The sequence below is a fragment of the Singulisphaera acidiphila DSM 18658 genome (assembly GCF_000242455.2).
GTDB lineage: Bacteria > Planctomycetota > Planctomycetia > Isosphaerales > Isosphaeraceae > Singulisphaera > Singulisphaera acidiphila.
In genome coordinates this window covers 4,058,663-4,074,974 of sequence record NC_019892.1, presented here as the reverse complement: position 1 = coordinate 4,074,974, position 16,312 = coordinate 4,058,663, and the positions used below count along the sequence as shown (strand labels likewise).

Annotated in this window: 13 protein-coding genes; 3 read left to right on the top strand and 10 right to left on the bottom strand. The window is 62.0% G+C overall.

What is annotated here, in order from left to right:
* Positions 1–342: 342 nt before the first annotated feature.
* The 3 genes from SINAC_RS15945 to SINAC_RS15930 all read right to left on the bottom strand — a co-directional run bounded on the left by SINAC_RS15945 (position 343) and on the right by SINAC_RS15930 (position 2,763).
* Positions 343–1,374, bottom strand: a complete 1,032-nt coding sequence (locus SINAC_RS15945; RefSeq protein ID WP_015246665.1) for a DUF3500 domain-containing protein — start codon at positions 1,372–1,374, stop codon at positions 343–345.
* Positions 1,375–1,658: 284 nt separating this feature from the next.
* Entirely contained in the window at positions 1,659–1,988 is a 330-nt protein-coding gene (locus tag SINAC_RS40800; RefSeq protein WP_015246664.1) for a hypothetical protein, read from the bottom strand.
* Between the two features lie 397 nt (positions 1,989–2,385).
* Positions 2,386–2,763, bottom strand: a complete 378-nt coding sequence (locus SINAC_RS15930; protein WP_015246663.1) for a hypothetical protein — start codon at positions 2,761–2,763, stop codon at positions 2,386–2,388.
* 450 nt (positions 2,764–3,213) lie between these two features.
* On the opposite strand from SINAC_RS15930, the gene SINAC_RS15925 reads away from it, so the two are divergent.
* The gene (locus SINAC_RS15925) at positions 3,214–4,410 is read left to right on the top strand and encodes an aldose 1-epimerase family protein (RefSeq protein ID WP_015246662.1); all 1,197 of its coding nucleotides are present in this window, start codon (positions 3,214–3,216) and stop codon (positions 4,408–4,410) included.
* 178 nt (positions 4,411–4,588) lie between these two features.
* On the opposite strand, the gene SINAC_RS15920 is transcribed toward SINAC_RS15925, so the two are convergent.
* Together SINAC_RS15920 and SINAC_RS15915 are read right to left on the bottom strand one after the other, a co-directional pair.
* Positions 4,589–5,029, bottom strand: a complete 441-nt coding sequence (locus SINAC_RS15920) for a CHAP domain-containing protein (RefSeq protein WP_020466071.1) — start codon at positions 5,027–5,029, stop codon at positions 4,589–4,591.
* A 332-nt stretch (positions 5,030–5,361) separates the two neighbouring features.
* The gene (locus tag SINAC_RS15915) at positions 5,362–7,512 is read right to left on the bottom strand and encodes a heavy metal translocating P-type ATPase (protein WP_015246661.1); all 2,151 of its coding nucleotides are present in this window, start codon (positions 7,510–7,512) and stop codon (positions 5,362–5,364) included.
* A gap of 298 nt (positions 7,513–7,810) precedes the next feature.
* Between SINAC_RS15915 and SINAC_RS15910 the strand changes: the two genes are divergently transcribed.
* Entirely contained in the window at positions 7,811–8,440 is a 630-nt protein-coding gene (locus SINAC_RS15910; protein WP_015246660.1) for a PSP1 family protein, read from the top strand.
* Positions 8,441–8,537: 97 nt separating this feature from the next.
* Here the strand turns inward: SINAC_RS15910 and SINAC_RS15905 are convergent, their stop codons facing one another.
* Positions 8,538–11,603, bottom strand: a complete 3,066-nt coding sequence (locus SINAC_RS15905) for a protein kinase domain-containing protein (protein WP_161625803.1) — start codon at positions 11,601–11,603, stop codon at positions 8,538–8,540.
* 787 nt (positions 11,604–12,390) lie between these two features.
* Positions 12,391–13,134, bottom strand: coding sequence for a carbohydrate-binding family 9-like protein (locus tag SINAC_RS15900; protein ID WP_015246658.1), 744 nt, complete (start codon positions 13,132–13,134; stop codon positions 12,391–12,393).
* A gap of 258 nt (positions 13,135–13,392) precedes the next feature.
* Between SINAC_RS15900 and SINAC_RS15895 the strand changes: the two genes are divergently transcribed.
* Entirely contained in the window at positions 13,393–14,784 is a 1,392-nt protein-coding gene (locus SINAC_RS15895; protein ID WP_015246657.1) for a hypothetical protein, read from the top strand.
* Here SINAC_RS15895 and SINAC_RS15890 read toward each other — a convergent pair.
* The 3 genes from SINAC_RS15890 to SINAC_RS15880 are packed head-to-tail and all read right to left on the bottom strand — an operon-like array spanning position 14,677 to position 16,152.
* A complete protein-coding gene (locus SINAC_RS15890; protein ID WP_015246656.1) occupies positions 14,677–15,147 on the bottom strand; it encodes a hypothetical protein in 471 nt (156 codons plus the stop codon). The two genes, SINAC_RS15895 and SINAC_RS15890, sit on opposite strands and share 108 nt — an antisense overlap.
* Positions 15,148–15,180: 33 nt before the next feature.
* A complete protein-coding gene (locus SINAC_RS15885) occupies positions 15,181–15,588 on the bottom strand; it encodes a hypothetical protein (RefSeq protein WP_244884943.1) in 408 nt (135 codons plus the stop codon).
* 39 nt (positions 15,589–15,627) lie between these two features.
* Positions 15,628–16,152, bottom strand: a complete 525-nt coding sequence (locus SINAC_RS15880) for a hypothetical protein (RefSeq protein ID WP_015246654.1) — start codon at positions 16,150–16,152, stop codon at positions 15,628–15,630.
* Positions 16,153–16,312 lie beyond the last annotated feature (160 nt).

The window sequence follows — 16,312 nt, the reverse complement described above, 5'->3', positions numbered from 1 at the left end:
GGCGTAATCACGTCGACCTGAACTGAGGGAACCGGATTGACGGTTCCCGAACCCCAAGAAGTTGAGCCTCGGAGAGCCGGCCTGTCATTCACCACGGTGAATGACAGACTTCTCTCCGGGGCTTTTTTTGTGCGTATTTCTGGCTTCCCCTGGGACCGCGGGCGCCCGCCCGCTCTTGGGTTTAATAGAGTTGAACAAATTTGGATTAATGGAAGTCGAATTGCGAGCGGGACGCCCGCGGTCCCAGGGAAGGCAATAACCCCCTTGAGAACCGGCCACTCAGCACAAGAGGTCGACTTTGTGGATCTGTCTATTTTGTTTCGAAAAAGACCTCACGAACATTCAGACGCTGACTACTCGCCTTGTGAGGCTCAGCCACGAGTGGACGTGCGGGGTGCCATGAAAGTGCCAGACGAAGGCCGGTCCTTCGAGTTTCCAGGTTTCCCAGGCTTGGTCAGGGCCGTGATGCCCCGTTGGGTAGAAGGTCAAGCGGAGTTCGTCCGCGCCGCTTGATTCACGGAGGCAGTTTTGAATTTCCTCGGCGTCGAAGCTGCGGAAGGGACGGATCAGATCCCTTAGTAATTGCTGAACCATTTGCTTTTGGGCAACGTCGAGTCCGGCGACGGCCAACCCTCGGCTTTCGATCGCGTTCTCCTGGGAGCGGACGGAATCGGGGCCGGCAGCCGGGGTCAAGAGAGCTTGGGCACGCTGCCTGCCGTCGAGGCTCGAGAGGATGGCGTTGGCCTGCTCGGTCTGATACTGCCAGACATTGCCCGCGTGGCCTGACACCCCTCTCCCCTGGCCACGAGTCGGAACAGCGTGGCCGTAGAAGAGTGGTCCTCTGATGGCGGCCCCCTCATGACAGCGGCCGTCAGCGCGGAGGGTGTTGTGACGGCCGGTGAGCACCCATTCGAAGGGTTGATCGGTCCCGGGCGCACCGAACAGGGCCACGTGGTAGTTCTCGAACCCGCCGGCGTCGTCGTTCATCTGCCGGGTGAATCGCTCGTGACCGTCTTCGCTACAGAGGTTTTTGAAGATCTCACAGCAGAGTGCCTGCTGCTCCGTGGTCAGGTCGCCGATCCTTGGTTTGACGATGGCCCAGTTGTTCTCCACTCTCGTTCTCAGCGGGTGCTCGAACGGAAAGCAGATGAGCGTACGCTGATCGTTGCTGAGGGTCCGGAAGAATCGGGCGACCGGGGTTTCACCCACCGACGAAGCCTGCAAATTTGCCTTCACCGAACCGCCGAGAACGGTTTGCAACCCCGCCAAAGGGATCGAGGCGGCGAATGTGCTGACCCCTACTGCCTGTACGAACTCCCGGCGCGAGAGCTCTCGGCCGTGACCTCGGTCCGCGGGTGATTGATCCTCGACCATTGGGAACCTCCTCCACGACGACGAAGCTCGTGATCGATCGCGAGCGAATCGCCTGTGAACCAAGGGCTCTTCCCCCTTCGTTTTCGCACCCACCTCACGCGATCTTCGGAGGGCGTCGATGAGCGGAATGACCTGGCTTCTTCGTACCATGATCCATTTTACGGCATGCTTGATGGTGAATTGATTTTCAAGCTCCCCACAGCCTGTTGAGCCAACTCATCCCAACAAAAAACCCCTGGAATTTCTCCAGGGGTGCCGTCATCTGAGTGTTTCGAGGCATCCATTCATTCGGATGGCTTGGAAGTCGATTCCATCGGCCCGAGTTTCTGGTATCCCAGGCGATGGACAACTTGAAGCACTTCTCCCCAGGTGGGGAACAACCGGCCGCTCGTCGTCTTGTACGACTGCATCGCCTGCATGAACTCCACTTCCGCCTGCGAGTAGTCACGTTCGCAGGTGGCCGGATCGATCAGTCGGCGCCGTCCACTCCCTTTGCGAGCGTTCGCGGCCCGCTGGGCGAGTTGGGTGGCTCGGCGATCGATCCAGGTCGAATCATCACCCATCAAGGGAGAGCTATCTGCGTCGGTCGGGCCGGTGAGCGAGGGGTAATTCACGGTGGTCCTTCCTTCATGGAATGGATCGGCCATCGATTGCGATAACATTCGAGACCGTCGAACCTGTTCCGAAGAGAATCAGAGAGAGGTTCTTGCGCCCATTCGCCAGAGATCGAAGTCGGAGATGAACGGCCTCATGATGGAGGCGACCGGAAAAAGGTCTCTCAACACCCTAGTGCGATTGGTTGGTTTGGGCAAGAAGAGAAAGATGATTCGGTTGGGCAATTTGTGAGTTCGGTGCGTTTTAGTTGGAAAGACCCCGATAATCGGCAGTGTGTCTTCTGCTCGATCGCTCGCGAAGCAAAGGGAATGGACCCGAGAAAAGGGGATCGAGTCGGTTGAGCCTTCGAGGAGTCGGCACCCTGCGAAAGTGGTGACTCAATTCAATCCAGGAGGCTTAAGAATGTCTTGGAGAGTAGGTCGGGGTCATTGCGGTCACCAAGGCATGCTGCGCGACGGTTGGAAGCTGGGTGATTGGGAGCATGCCTTCGATGCTCTTCGTGTTCGAATCGGTGGCTCGAATTTGCATCCCGAGTTCGGAGAGAGCGGTCTGTAAGGCGATCCAGTCGTTGCCTCGGATCATCACTCCGACGTTGGTCCCCTCAATCATGATGCCGGCGCCACGGGGCGAGGCGAAGGGACCGTTGCCTCCCGCCTCCACGTACTGCTGATAGTCCTGGTAGACACCGATCAGGCTTTGACCTGCTTTGGCGAGCGGGCCGTTCTTCACGTCGCCGATATCGGTTGTCGCTTGGGGCTGCAAAGGGTTTGACATGTCTTTAACTGCCCTGGGATCTGAGAAATGATCGGTCCGTCGTGTTCAGGGGCGTTGAAAGAGCGACGTCCTCTTATTAGAGCTTACACAAGGCCAACGACCTGCGATAGTCGTGTGCCCTTACTTGGCGGGAACCGCAATCGGGGTGGGAGAGGCTTTGCGGGGAGATTTTATGAAGCTGGTCCCTCGTTGCTGTAAACACCATCAGGTCGGCGTTTGAACGTGCTTTCGAACTCTCACGGCATGCGTGAATCCGCTAATGATGGGACGATTGACTGTCGGAGGCTGTCAGAGCAGCGAACCGTGAGAGGAATCAGGCTGAGATTGAGGGCCATCACGCGACGCCCCGAGGTGAATTCGGACCCTGGACTTGATCGTTCGAGGGCAGTATGCTGGCCCGCGCAGTCGAACCTTGAACCTCTCCCTTTCCGCGATACCGGCGAGGCCCGCATGCCCTCTTTCACGTTGACCGATGTCGGTCGCGATCTCTGGGTCGAGAATTTTGCGATCGACGCGGCGAGCGTTGAGTCCCCTTCGGCTCACGCCTGGTCCGTGACCAAGCGTGCGCTTCGCGGTGGGCGCCGCGATGGCGTCGACTTGATTCAGGTCAATAATGGCGTCTTCACATTTTCGATCGTTCCGACTCGGGGCATGGGGCTCTGGAAGGGACATCTTGGCGGCGATCGGGTCGGCTGGGATTCACCGGTCGGTGATGGACCGGTCAATCCTGCGTTCGTGAATCTGATGAATTGGGGAGGGCTCGGGTGGCTCGAAGGGTTTGACGAACTGGTCGCGCGGTGCGGGCTCGAGAATAACGGAGCGCCCTACGAGGAGAAGGTGACCAACCCCGACGGTTCGGAGCGTCACACGACCTACGGGCTGCATGGCAAGATCGCCAACATTCCCGCCTCATTCGTGGCCGTCCATGTCGGCACGGAACCCCCTTATGAGATTGTGGTCGAGGGGCACGTTGAAGAGTCGAAGCTGTTCGCGCCTCAGATCCGGATGACGACCCGGGTGAGTACCACGCCCGGGTCGAACCGGCTCACGGTCCGCGACGAGTTCCTCAACCTCAAAGATGCACCCGGCGAGATGCAGTTGCTCTACCACTGGAATTTTGGGCCTCCGTACCTCGAAGAAGGGGCTCGGTTCGTGGCGCCGGTCAAGGTGATGGCGCCTCGCGATGCGTGGGCCGCGACGGCCATCGATCACTACGAGACGTATCGCGCCCCCGAACCCGGCTTTGCCGAGCAGTGCTACTTCTTCGAACTTCAGGCCAGTCAGGCCGACGGCCGCACCCTGACCATGCTCCGCAACAAGGCGGGCGACAAGGGAGTCGTGCTTCGGTTCTCCCCTGCCCAACTCCCAGCCTTCACGCTTTGGAAGTGTACGGGGGGGCTCAAGGAGGGCTACGTCACCGGTCTCGAGCCTGCCACCAACTATCCCAATCCCAAGCCGTTCGAGAAGGCTCGGCACCGGGTGGTCGCTCTCCCTGCGGGAGGCCGCTACGTGGCCGAGATGACCCTCGAAGTCCTCTCGACCGGCCAGGCTGTGGCTGCCGTCGAAGCTGAGATCCAGGCGATCCAGGCCCAGGCAACCCCGACCATCCACCGCAAATCGACCGAGCCGTTTGGGCCTCAGGACTGAGCTGAGTTCCGAAGGCTTCGGTCGCGGTCACGGATCGGCCTTCGCTCGGATTTTTGAGGGGCGCGAAGCGGTTCAGGACGATGGGTGTCGACCCGGTCGTCCTGAACCGTTTTCGTTTTCTGGCTCATCAATCCATGGAATGCGAAGATGAGATGATTTTTCGGCTAGCGTGTGAAGGCTATCGCGTGTAACGCCGGAAGGTTGGGGTCTGGCCTGTTCGGAATCCCCAGTCGTTCTCGACGATCACTCCGCCTACGTTAGAGGCGGCCGACACCGTTAAATTGGGACCGACGACGATGCCGACGTGGCCGGTTGCATCGGCATATCGGTGCGCTTCTGCAACAATATCGCCAGGCTGCGGGGTGGTGACGACCTCCCAACCGCTGATCTCGACTTTGGGATCGGCCCACTCGCCCGCTGTGGGCGGCCGGCTAAAAATGAGGTACATCGAGACCTTCGGCGGCGGCTTGACCCCAGCCTCAACCACGACATCGTAGACGAACTTGTTGCATTTGTTGGTGTTTGCCGCGAATTCATCCTTCGCGGTGCCGTACATCCAGTCCTTGGCGCCCACCTTACTCCGAGCAACACGCACGATATCGGAAGCCAGCGATGACACGGTTTTTCTTCTCCATTACCTTGGAATGAACGTGTCCGTTGATTGCCCGGGTATTGTCGATCCCAAGAGTAGACGTAGCGGTCGTTCTCTTGTGACGGATCGCCGCTGGCGATGGTGTGGATCGAGGGCGTAATTTCTTACCTTCGTGATGGGTCATCAATGTCATTTGCTGTTCAAAGCATGAGTGCAGACAGTGAATCTTGGCCTCGGTGTGGGTCCAGGTGAGGGCGAAAGAAGCGTAGCGGCAGCGTATCGCAGGTCTTTACGTTTTGAGGACGCTGTGGTTGGCTGGTTGGCGAGACGAGGCTGGTGTGGATTTTGAGCAAACTTCGTTATTGACGATCGGGCGATGAGTTGCGGAGCAAGCGGAGGGCGTTGGCGGTGACGAGCAGGCTGGTGCCCAGGTCGGCGGCGATGGCCATGGCCAGGGTGGCGTAGCCGAGTGCGGCGAGCAAGAGGACGAGGGCCTTGGTTCCCAGGGCCAAACCGATGTTTTGGCGGATCCGGGCCAGGGTCTTCCGGCTGTGGCGAACCAGCCAAGGTAAGGCATTCAGGTCGTCGGCCATCAGGACCACGTCGGCCGTTTCGAGAGCCGCGCCGCTGGAGATGCCGCCGAGGGCCACGCTGACCCGGGCGGTTGCCAGCGCGGGGGCGTCGTTCACTCCGTCGCCGACCATGCCCGTGGATCCGTGCCGCGCATCGAGTTCAGTGATGGCGGTGACTTTCTCGGCGGGAAGCAGGCCCGAGCGATGCTCGATGATCCCTAGTTCCTGGGCCATGGCTGCGGCGGTCGGCGGGTTATCGCCCGTGAGCATCACCGTCTGGATCCCCAAGGCGTTCAACTCGGCCAGAATTCGGGCGGCCTCGGGCCGCGCCTGGTCGGCCAGCCGGATCCAGCCGAGCGGGCCGGACTGAGTGCTCAGGGCGACGGCTGTCCCCGCATTCCGTTCAGCCGACCCGAGTCGATCGTGAAACTCAGGGGGACAGAGGCCGGCCTCATCAATGAAACGATGGCTACCGATGTGATACTCCACCGCATCGACGAGGCCCGATGCTCCCAGGCCGGGGTTGGCTCGGTAGCCATCGGCCAGCGGAACGGTCAGGCTACGCTGGCGGGCGTGGCGCGCGATGGCTCGACCCAGGACGTGGCCGCCTCGATCACCCAGGGCGGCCGCGATCCGAAGCACCTCCTCGCCGTCACTGCCGTCGGTGGAGACGACCTCGACGACGTCGGGCTCGCCTCGGGTCAGCGTGCCTGTCTTGTCGAAGGCCAGGACTCGGAGCTGGCCGAACTCCTCGAGATATTCGCCCCCTTTGACGAGTATCCCACGCCGGGCCGCCGCCGTCAGGCCGCTGACGATGGCCACGGGGGTCGATATGACCAGGGCGCAAGGGCAGGCGATCACGAGCACGACGAGTCCGCGGCCGAACCATGTCCCCCATTCGGCTGAGCCAGGAGGTGTCCCCATGGCGATCTGGACCAGAGGGGGGGCGATCATGATGAGTGCGGCAATTCCCATGACGACGGGCGTGTAGATTGCGGCGAACCGGCCGATCCGCCGTTCCACCGGCGCACGCGCGGCCTGGGCGTCGCGGACCTGGGCGATGATCCGTGAGATCAGGGCGTTGCCGATCGGTCCCGCCGCCTCGACTTCCAAAGATCCCTCACCGTTGACCGTTCCCGCGAAGACCGGGTCGCCCGGCTCACGCGGCACCGGGACCGACTCGCCGGTGATCGCTTTCTGGTCGACGCTCGAACGACCGGAGACGACGGCCCCGTCGATCGGGATCCGGTCGCCGGCCCTCACATGGACGCGGTCACCCGCTTTGAGTTCGCTGGCGGCGACGATCCGGACCGTACCATCCGAGGTGACGACCTCGGCAGTCTCGGGGGCGATTTCGAGCAGGCGCCTGACGGCCCGACGCGCCCGGTCGAGGCTGAACCGCTCAAGTGCCTCGGACAGGCCGAAGAGGAAGGCTACGGTCGCCGCCTCGTCCCATTGGCCCAAAATCAGAGCGCCGGCGACGGCCACGGTCATCAGGACGTGGATGTCGAAACGGAACTTGGCGAGTCCGCGAACGGCCTTCGGAAACAGCTCGTACCCGCCGAAGAGGATCGCCAGGAGGTAGGCGGCTTTCTCGAAAACGGGGTGCCCTGGCGAGAGCGACCCAAGCATGACTCCGACCAGCAGCGCCAGGCCCGAGCCGACGGTCGCCACCCAGCGGCCGTTCCTGCGCCACCACCCATCCCCTTCCACACTCTCCTCGACGAGCGAGGCGTTCATCCCGGCCGTCGCGATCCGGTTCAAAAGCTGAGGAGGGCTGGTCGCCTCCGGTTCATAGTCAACTGTCATCGACCCGTGGATCAGGTCGAAGCCGAGGGCAAGCACGCCGGGAGCCTCACCCAGAGCGGCGCGGAGCTGTTCCATCTCGACGGCGCAATCAAGGCCGGCAACCTTGAACGTGCAGCGGGCTCGGCTCATGACGACAATCCTTTTTTTTACCTGATCAGGGCCTTACCGCCCCGTTTTGAGGCTCCTCGATCCGCAAAAGGCACGTGGGAGACGGATCGTAAGACAAAATCCGGGAGGATCACACGCCGAATTATAAGGCGAACGCCCCCTTCCGAGAACGCAATTGCCCCCCCACCCTGCGCAATTTGAGTGCTGAAGGCCGGGCCGTGGTCCCCTTTTCTTCCCGAGTCCTTGCCTTGCGTACCCGATCGAAATCACGAATAATCAGGGATTGGTGGACGTTTGTCGGGTGATGGTCGAGGACCGCATGGCTCACTTGTACTTGATCCGCTATGGCTTGATGGCCCAGGTCGGAAAGTTTTCCGCCGACTCGGCTGACCTCGAGCGTGGCACGACGGTCGTGATCCGATCGCATCGTGGGACGGAGCTTGGCGAAGTGCTCGCGTCTCTACCGTCGTCCTCAAGCGAAGAAGAAGGGGCTGTCCCTGCCCGGGTGCTCCGGATCGCCGGTCCCGACGACCTGGAGCAGGCCCGCCTGGCTGAGTCCGCTCGGCCGAGTCGATTCGAGATCTGTCAGCGGCTCTTCCAAGATGGCGTTTGGCCGATGGAGCTGATCGACGTCGAACCCTTGCTCGACGATCGCCGGACCGTTCTCCACTATTTGGGGCCCCACCGCCTGGACGTGACCGGTTTGCTCTCGGCCTTTCGCGCAACGTACGACCTCGACGTGATGCTCGAACCGGTCGGACGCGACGTGCCGGACGAGGAGGAAGCCGAAACCGATGAAGGGGGCTGCGGAAGCTGTGGCACTGAGGGCGGGGGCTGCGGCTCATCCGGCGGGGGGTGTGGCACCGGTGGGGGCTCGTCCCACGGCGGATGCTCCGACTGTGGGGTCAAGAAGCTCATCTCCGGGAGCCGTCGATCAGCCGTTCGGTGAGGGATGGAGGTCTCTTTTTCCTGACCAGGGGCCAAGACCGAAAGGCTGGCATGCGACTCGTGATGGCCTTCTTTGAGGTTGAGGCTCGAGGCCCAATTCAACGGCGCTTGAATTCCACAGGGCGGACCTGATCGCGAAGACCGGTGAAGTTCTGGTCTTCCTCGAATGACGTTGCCAGGATCTTCGGATTGATCTTGTAAGCGGCCTTGAGCTGCTTAGCGACCTGAGGGATGAGGCTTGGGTCGGACTTGGCGGCTGAGGCATAGGCTCGGGCCAGGGCGTAGTGCGACTCGCCCACCATCGATTGGAAGCGGTTGGCCTGCGCCAGACCGTCTAGCGCCACCTTGATCGCGGTCTTTGGCTGGTTTGCCCGGAGCAGGTCGCTGGTTCGCTGATGGTAGATGTTGATCGCATCTTTGTATTGAGGGATGAGTTCATCAAGGCGGGGATGATCGACCAGATAGGCGAAGTCGGATATGGCCTCGTGGCGATTGAGCTTGCGGAGGAGCATTGCGCGGTAGAGTCTCGCCTCAAGGTGCTCGGGTTCAAGACTCAGGATCTGGTCGAGTTCGAGCAGGGCTTCGTCGAACCGTTTGAGATGCCGGAGCTGAGTGGCTCGGAGGACTCGAGTGTCGAGGTCGTTCGCTTCGGCATTGATGAGGATCGGCTCCACTTGATTTGGGGTCGGCGTGGACCAGTCGAGGTCGGAGGTGTGCATCGACTCCAGCCGGGTCTTCAGCGAAAGGACTTCGCTTTGGCTTCGCGTAAGAAGCTCGAAGCGGCGGACGTCGGAATCGACCCGGTCCTCCTGTCCGAGTTGGCGCCTGACGAAGGTTTGATTGCGGGTCGAGACGGCGTGGTCGGGGTCGATCTCGAGCGCCTTGGTGCACGCTTCGAGAGCGGTGTCGTATCGTCCCATCATGAACAGGCAGCCGGCGAGCTGGGCACGCAAGGCGACGTTTCTCGGGCGCTGGGATATGCACTGTCTGAGGTGTTCGGCAGCCGTGGTCTGGTCACCTAATCGGAAAGCGACCGTCGCTGCGCGGTAGTGGCCCCAGAAGGAGCGGGGGCGAGCCTTCAGCACGGCCTGGTAATGCGCCAAGGCCGCTCGCGCATGTCTGGGTTCCGCCTCGATGCCCAGGAGATAATCTTCCATCCAGAGCGCCGACCGGGACGCGGTCTCTTGGGGAGTCGCGGTCGGTGCCAGCGTCGCGCCGGTTTGATTCTTATCGAGCTGTTCGAGGAGGCGCCGGCGCTGCGACTGGAGCGGGCCGAGGGGCATTTTGTCGACCACTTGTTCGAGGAGTGCCTGGGCACGCCGCCAGTCGTCAGGTGAATTCTGGCGTTCGCCCAGGGCCCTTGTATAGCGGAGGATTTGTTCCAGAAGCCAGACCTCCAGCTCCGAGCGCTCCGGTTCGGGCAGGCTGCGAACGTCGTCACGGAGACGCCAGTCGGCATCCCCTAGTGCATTGTAGAGATTGAGATGTTTGTAAGCGTTTTCGGCAGCATCTTCCTGGTTGTCGGGAGACCAATGGCCGAAGCGAAGGAAGCGAAAAACGCCTGATTCATCGCGATCCCAGATGAGAGCGAGCTTGTCCTCGGCCTGCTTGCGGAGCGTGCTCTGAAACGAATACCAGAGCGTTGTCATGGCGGTGGCGCAGAGGACGATTGCCAGGACCAGGGCGGCCAAGGCGAACCGCTGACGGCGTGCCCAGCGGCCCAGGCGAAACCGCCAGGGGGGTTCCTCGGCGAATGCGAGGGGGCGTCCGGTTCGCCAGCGGTCGAGGTCTTCGGCTAACTCCGATGCCCGGCCGTAGCGATCGGCCCTGTCGGGGGCCAAGCAACGCGCCAGGATCGATCGAAGACCTCGCGGCACCGAGGAGCGTGCGAGCCATCGCATCGCATCGTCATCGTTGCGCCCCGATTCTGCGAGCATCGCCGCGATCTCTTGCTGGGTTCGGGCCTTCGCCTGCGGCAGGTCGGGTGATTGGCGGGTCAGCGACTCCAGCAGGACGACGCCGAGCGCGAAGATGTCGGCCCGATGCCGGTCCGCGGCGTTTGGCGTCGAGATTCGCTGTGACTCGGCCACCGCCCTCAGCCGTTCGGGAGCCATGTAGGCGAGTGTGCCTCCCCCCGCGTCGGCCGGTAGATCCGAGGCGCTGGGGAGCCGCCAGCCGACCGCCAGGTTGAAGTCGAGCAGCATCGGGTTGCCGTCGGCCGTCAGCAGGATGTTCGACGGCTTGATATCGCCGTGGGCAACGCCTCGCAAATAGGCATGGTCGAGCGCCTCGGCCAGTCGAGCCACCATCCAGGCCGTGGCGGCCGGGTACGATAACCCTTCGACCACTTCGCGGGCGGGACGGGCCAGGTTGGCCTTGGGATACTCGGGGGCGGAGACCCTGTCCAGGTCGGCGAGTAAGTCGCGGCCTGACCTGGGACGCCGCCCGATCCGCCGCCGTTCGGTCAAGACGGTCGCCAGGGTCGCCCCGCCGAGGAAGGGCAGGCAGATTAACTGCAAAGCGCCATTCTCAGCCGTCCCATGCCAAAGGACTTCGACGATGTGCGAGTGCCGCGCGCGGGCGAGAAGTCTTGGCTCCGGAGTCAGCCGTGTCGAGATCTTCACGACCACCAGGCGGTCGTCGAGATCGGTCTGCTCGGCGAGGTAGACGCGGGCGTATGACCCGCGCCCCAACTCGCGTTTGAGGATGTACGGACCGATCTCGTCCCCGACCTCGGGCAAAAATTCCGGCTCGGCCAACTGGCTGAGTTCCGTCAAGCTCAGAACGCCGTGGAGGCGGAAGAGCCGGTTGAGCGGGACTTCCCGGTCGGGAAACCGTCGTAAAAAGTCGATGGGGTCCGGATCTAAACCATTCGACTCGGCAAGACAGAATTCGCGGTAAATTAACTCGACAACGTCGGCCGGATGCGAGGTGGACATCCTGCCGAGGAACGCCTCAACATGGGGCCTTTCGCCCCGATCCCAGCAGGCTGTCAACTCGGCCACGATCGTTTCGAACGACCCGGAGGCAGAAGAGCTCGTGGCCGGCGGCAGCCAACGTTGGTCGGCCACCGGGAATCGACGCGAGGGACCCGCCTCCGAGCAGAAGGGGTCCGACAATTCCAACTCGCGGAAATCATCGCGTTGGGCTCGTCTTGGAGTCATCACCATGACCGCTCCTCCCGCGGTCGATTGGGCTCGGAAGACCTCCAGGATAGAGGGCACTCCCTTGCCTCAATTCGTTCGTCCGAGTTTCCGAAGAATCGGCCCACCAGGCCGTTGGTGGTCACCTGCCGAGTTTACGAGGCGCGGTCGACTTTCTGCTCTTTTGGTTATGGCTCCCGTTGGAGGTTGGAACTCCGCGATTCCGCATTTTGATTCGCGCCGCCGACTTGAACCAAGGAACTCGGCGGGATTCGATGAGAACCATCGCGCTGGTGCGCAGTTTGAGCGAAAACCAAGGGTGATTCGCTCATCAGCAAAAGGCGTGGAGGAATCACTCGACTGGAGCGGTCAACCTTCGTTGGATCGAGAGCAGGATCCCGACTTGCTGAAAGCGAATCAGCACGTCGGGAACTCTCTAGCTCGAGCGTTGCATTATATCGTCGACCCCTGGAAAAGGTCACGAAATCACGGTGGAATTCGCGTCAACTCGCGAGCGTTGAATCCCATTTTTGGGATACTGAACTGAGAGAACGAGAACGCGTGTCGAGGCAGGACTGACGACCCAGTCTACTTACCCAACCATACCCACTTCGTTCGGGACGAACTCGATCGCGGTCAGCGCCCGTAGACTTAGGACCTGTCGGGAAGCTCAGTAAACCGCCGACGGAAAAATGACAATCCTCAAAAAAAGGGAGGCCTCGGAACCTGTGGCCCTCCAGCTCATTCGAGGCATCTTAATTCATCGTCGTCCTGGCCTGTTTTGCTCCAATCTCGATCTCCGTCGGGATCATTCGAACCGAAGTCGTCCGTAGTCTTCGTAACGGTGGAAGCTGGGCTGTGTCAGGGGGGCCGAGCTTGTAAGGACTGGCTTGGTATTGGCCGCGCCATAGTCATAGCGGCAGAGAGCGAACCGCCACTCCTCGCCCGGCTTGGGGCGACCACCCGAGGGGGCGAAGATCGACCAGGGGATTCGGCCTTCGACGGTCCAGCCGAGGTCGGTATCGCCCGGCTGATCCACGGTTCCCCGGCTGACCGCGACGGCCTTCATGCCGAGCGGCGGGCGGGCGGCCAGGGTCGCGAAATCGAAGCCACGCTTGGGGAAGGCGAGTTCGAGAATCACGGAGCGCGGGTTGACCTGAAACTCGTAATACTCGGGGCGATCGTCGTGCGGCTTGAAGAAGAGCTCGAAGACGTCCCCCTCCCAGAGATGGTCGTTTCGCTTGGTTCCAAAGGAACGCAGCTCAGTGTCATCCATATCCGCGGCGAAGTAGAGCGCTTCGTCGTCCCAGACCAGGCGGGCCCGCGTCACCGCCGCTCCCTTGGTTTTGGTCCAGAAGATGGGAAAGTGGTCGATGACCTGGGCGTTTGCCCAGGCTGGGTCATCGAGCCGGCCATCGATCGTGGGGGCGGCGCTGACCTTCCGGCAGATGGCGTCTTGGGTGAGGGGAGGGGTGGGTTGGTCGTCCGCAATGCAGGGGACCACGCCCAGGGCAAACCCTGCGAGAGCGGTCAACCATCGGGAGTAGGTCATGGGATCGCCCTCTCCAAAACAGGCTATGTGGATCAGACCGGCGGTCCGGGTTGAGGATGCGGTCATTGAAAATAGCCGAAGTGGTGAGTCCGAGCAATCACCGACGGTTTTGGGAAACATTGCCGGTTCTGTTGGTGCGGCCGCATGGTCTTGGGTTGACCAAAGCTGAGTTCTCGACCAGAATCCGTGGTCCGGGGGAGAAGGAAAGGGGCGTGTCGAGCCGCAGGAACTTTCAAAAAAAGGCTGGAGCCGGCAAGGATGTCCGACCGTCGCATCGCCTGGGGACTGATCATTCTGGCGGTCGCCGTCCGCGTGGCGGCGGTCTTCGTCTTGCAGAGCCACAAGGTCCCCCACAGCACCTATGAGCATGGTGAGATCGCCGAGAACCTGCTGGCGGGTCGAGGCTTTGCGGTCCGCTTCCTGGGATCCGATGGTCCGACTTCGCAGCAGGCTCCCATCTATCCCTGGATCGTGGCGGGGGCCTATGCGATCGGGGGCGTCGAGACCCCGCGCTCGCTCCTGATCCTCGAGCTTGGCCAAGCGGTCCTTGGAGGGCTGTTGGTGGCCGCGGTCCTTGCCCTGGCCCGTGAGGTGGCGCCTGGCTGCCCTTGGGTCGGTTGGCTGGCCGGTTCAATCGCCGCGCTCCATCCGACCTTGGTCTATGCGGCCACGCACGTTCAGGTGGCTCTGCTCGCAGCCACACTTGTGACGGCGGCTCTGGCCCTGGCTTATCGGACGGGACGCACGGGGCGTGATCGCGATGCGCTGGTTACCGGAAGCTTGCTGGCTCTGCTCGGGCTGACCGATCCGATTCTGGTCCTGGTCGTCGTGGGAGTCGGCTGGGCCATCGTGATGGGACGGGGGATCCGTGGCGCGGTTCGCCCGCTCGGCCTTGTCGGCCTTGCCTTTGCCGTTGGAGTCGCCCCTTGGATCGCTCGGAACGGCAAGGTTCACGGCGAGCTCGTGCTGATTAAAAGCACGTTTGGCTATGCCTTCTGGCAGGGCAACTGCACCCTGAGCGAGGGGACCGACAAGGTCGTCCGCGCCTCCGTCGAGCGGGTGCTGCGGCCGAAGCGCAGCGGTCTTCAAGGGGTCAACGACTCGCTCTGGGCCGCTCGGCACGAGGCGGGCTACCTGGATGACGTGGCGTTGACGGCGGCCGACTACCGCGAACTGGGGGCGGTCTCGGAACCCGAGCGTTCCCGAATCCTCTTTCGCAGGGCGCTTGTGGATCTCAAAGGGGAACCGGGGCGTTACGCGAAGCTCTGTCTTCGTCGACTCCGTTACTTCGTCTTCTTTGACGAGACGAACCCAAAGACGCGGAGCCTGATCTATCGGGCCAGCCACTTGGCGTTGACGGTGGCCGCGGCTCTGGGATTGTTGTTGGCTCGCGCTGAGCTTCGCTGGAGGCTGGGGCCAACGGTTATTGCGGTGGCCCTGATCGCGCTCTTTCACACGCTCACGATCGTCTCGGTCCGGTTTCACATCCCGATCGAGCCGCTCCTGGGGCTCTGGGCCGCAGCCTCGGTTTCGCGATGGGGATCAACCTCGACCACCTCTGTTGCTGTAGGCGCTGATGGCCTCGAACGACTCGGGGTCGAAGGCCGGCGGCTTGCCGGTCGCGGCGGTCTCTTTCACCCGGTCGCTTGATCTGGGGAGGCGGGAAGCCAGGCTGGTGGCGCAGCCCACAGCCATCGTGCTGACCATAAAGGTCAGGCCCCAGACGGTGGCTTGAATTGACTCCGGCACGGTGAGCGAGGTCATCCAGGCGGCGCAGACGAACGTTCCCAGCGGGACGATGCCGCCGATCGAGACACAGGCGATCGTCCGTGGCCAGGGGGATTCATGAGGAGGGACGTAGAACCCCATTTCGAGGGCCTTCATCCGCTCCGCATGATCCCGCTCCTGCTGTCGCTGGAGGCTGCGACTGAACCAGATCGCTGTGACCAGGAGCGCCAGCAAGCCAAATCCAACGCCTACGATCAAGATCGGTCCCCATTCGTTTGGATCCATAACACGCTCCTCTCCGGAATGCTTTTGTAGTGATCAACCGCGACGGCCGACCACGTCGAAGGCGTCCTCGTCGATCATCTCTGGCTTTCGTGACCGGTAGTCTTCGATGTGCTCGCCGGCCCATGATCGCCCAAGGTGACGATAAGCGAGGACCGCGCCACTGACGACCCCTCCGAGCCCGACCACACCGCTTGAAATCCAGAGGGGAATCTGCGACGTATTCTCTTCGTGAGTAGCCATCAAGGCGCAGAAGAAGACGCCTAGCGGAACGCCCACGCCGAAGGCCAGGCTCATTCGCGCGGGGCCCCAGAACGGTTCATCTTTCGGCAGAGTTCGCCCGAGTTCCAGGGCCCTCATCCGCTCGGCATGCTCGAGCTCACGTTCGAGTCGGGCGTGCTTCAAGCCGAGAATCACCGGGACGAGGATGATTGGAATGGCCATGCCAACGATCGGAATGATTGCTATGTTTGTGTTCATGGCTCAGGACCTCACCTCGGAAGGATGACCGTTCGATGCACGCTGACTCACGACGTCGAACTCATCGGGATCGGCGGTATGGGACTTGAGAACCACACCGCGTTGGCGGTTTCGCTCGGGGGCGGCCGGCAAGGCCGGCTGGCGGAGGAGCAGGATCGTACCGCAAATCAGAGTCGTCATTCCGAGGACGCTCGCGGCGAACCAGATCATGCCCGAGAGATCGGGGCGGGATGAGCTTGCCAGGCAGGCCAACCCTAGCAAGCTCACAGGCATCAGCATGCCAACGATGACGACGTTCCGAGCGGGCGACGAGGAGTACGGGCCGTCGGCAAGGTCCCAGCCAAGTTCGAGGGCCTTCATTCGCTCTGCCGAAGCTTGCTTGCCTCGGTGCCAGAGGAAGAGGAGGCCGAAGAGAAAGGCCAGGAAGAGGAGTTCTTGGGTGTAAAAAGGATCCGTCTTCGACATCGACTTGATGAGCAGGGTACCGCCAACGATCAGGATCGGTACGACGAATGCGACGTCTTTCATTGACAGCTCCTGGCTCTGGCGACTCGAAACCTTGGTCCTGACGGGCGTTTCTCGGGTCGAAGCGGGTGACTCAAACCGGATCGCCCGCAGCCTCTCGCGATCGGGGTGGGGCGATGGTATTTTAAGTCACTCCCGAACATCAACCACGATCCCTTTCTCT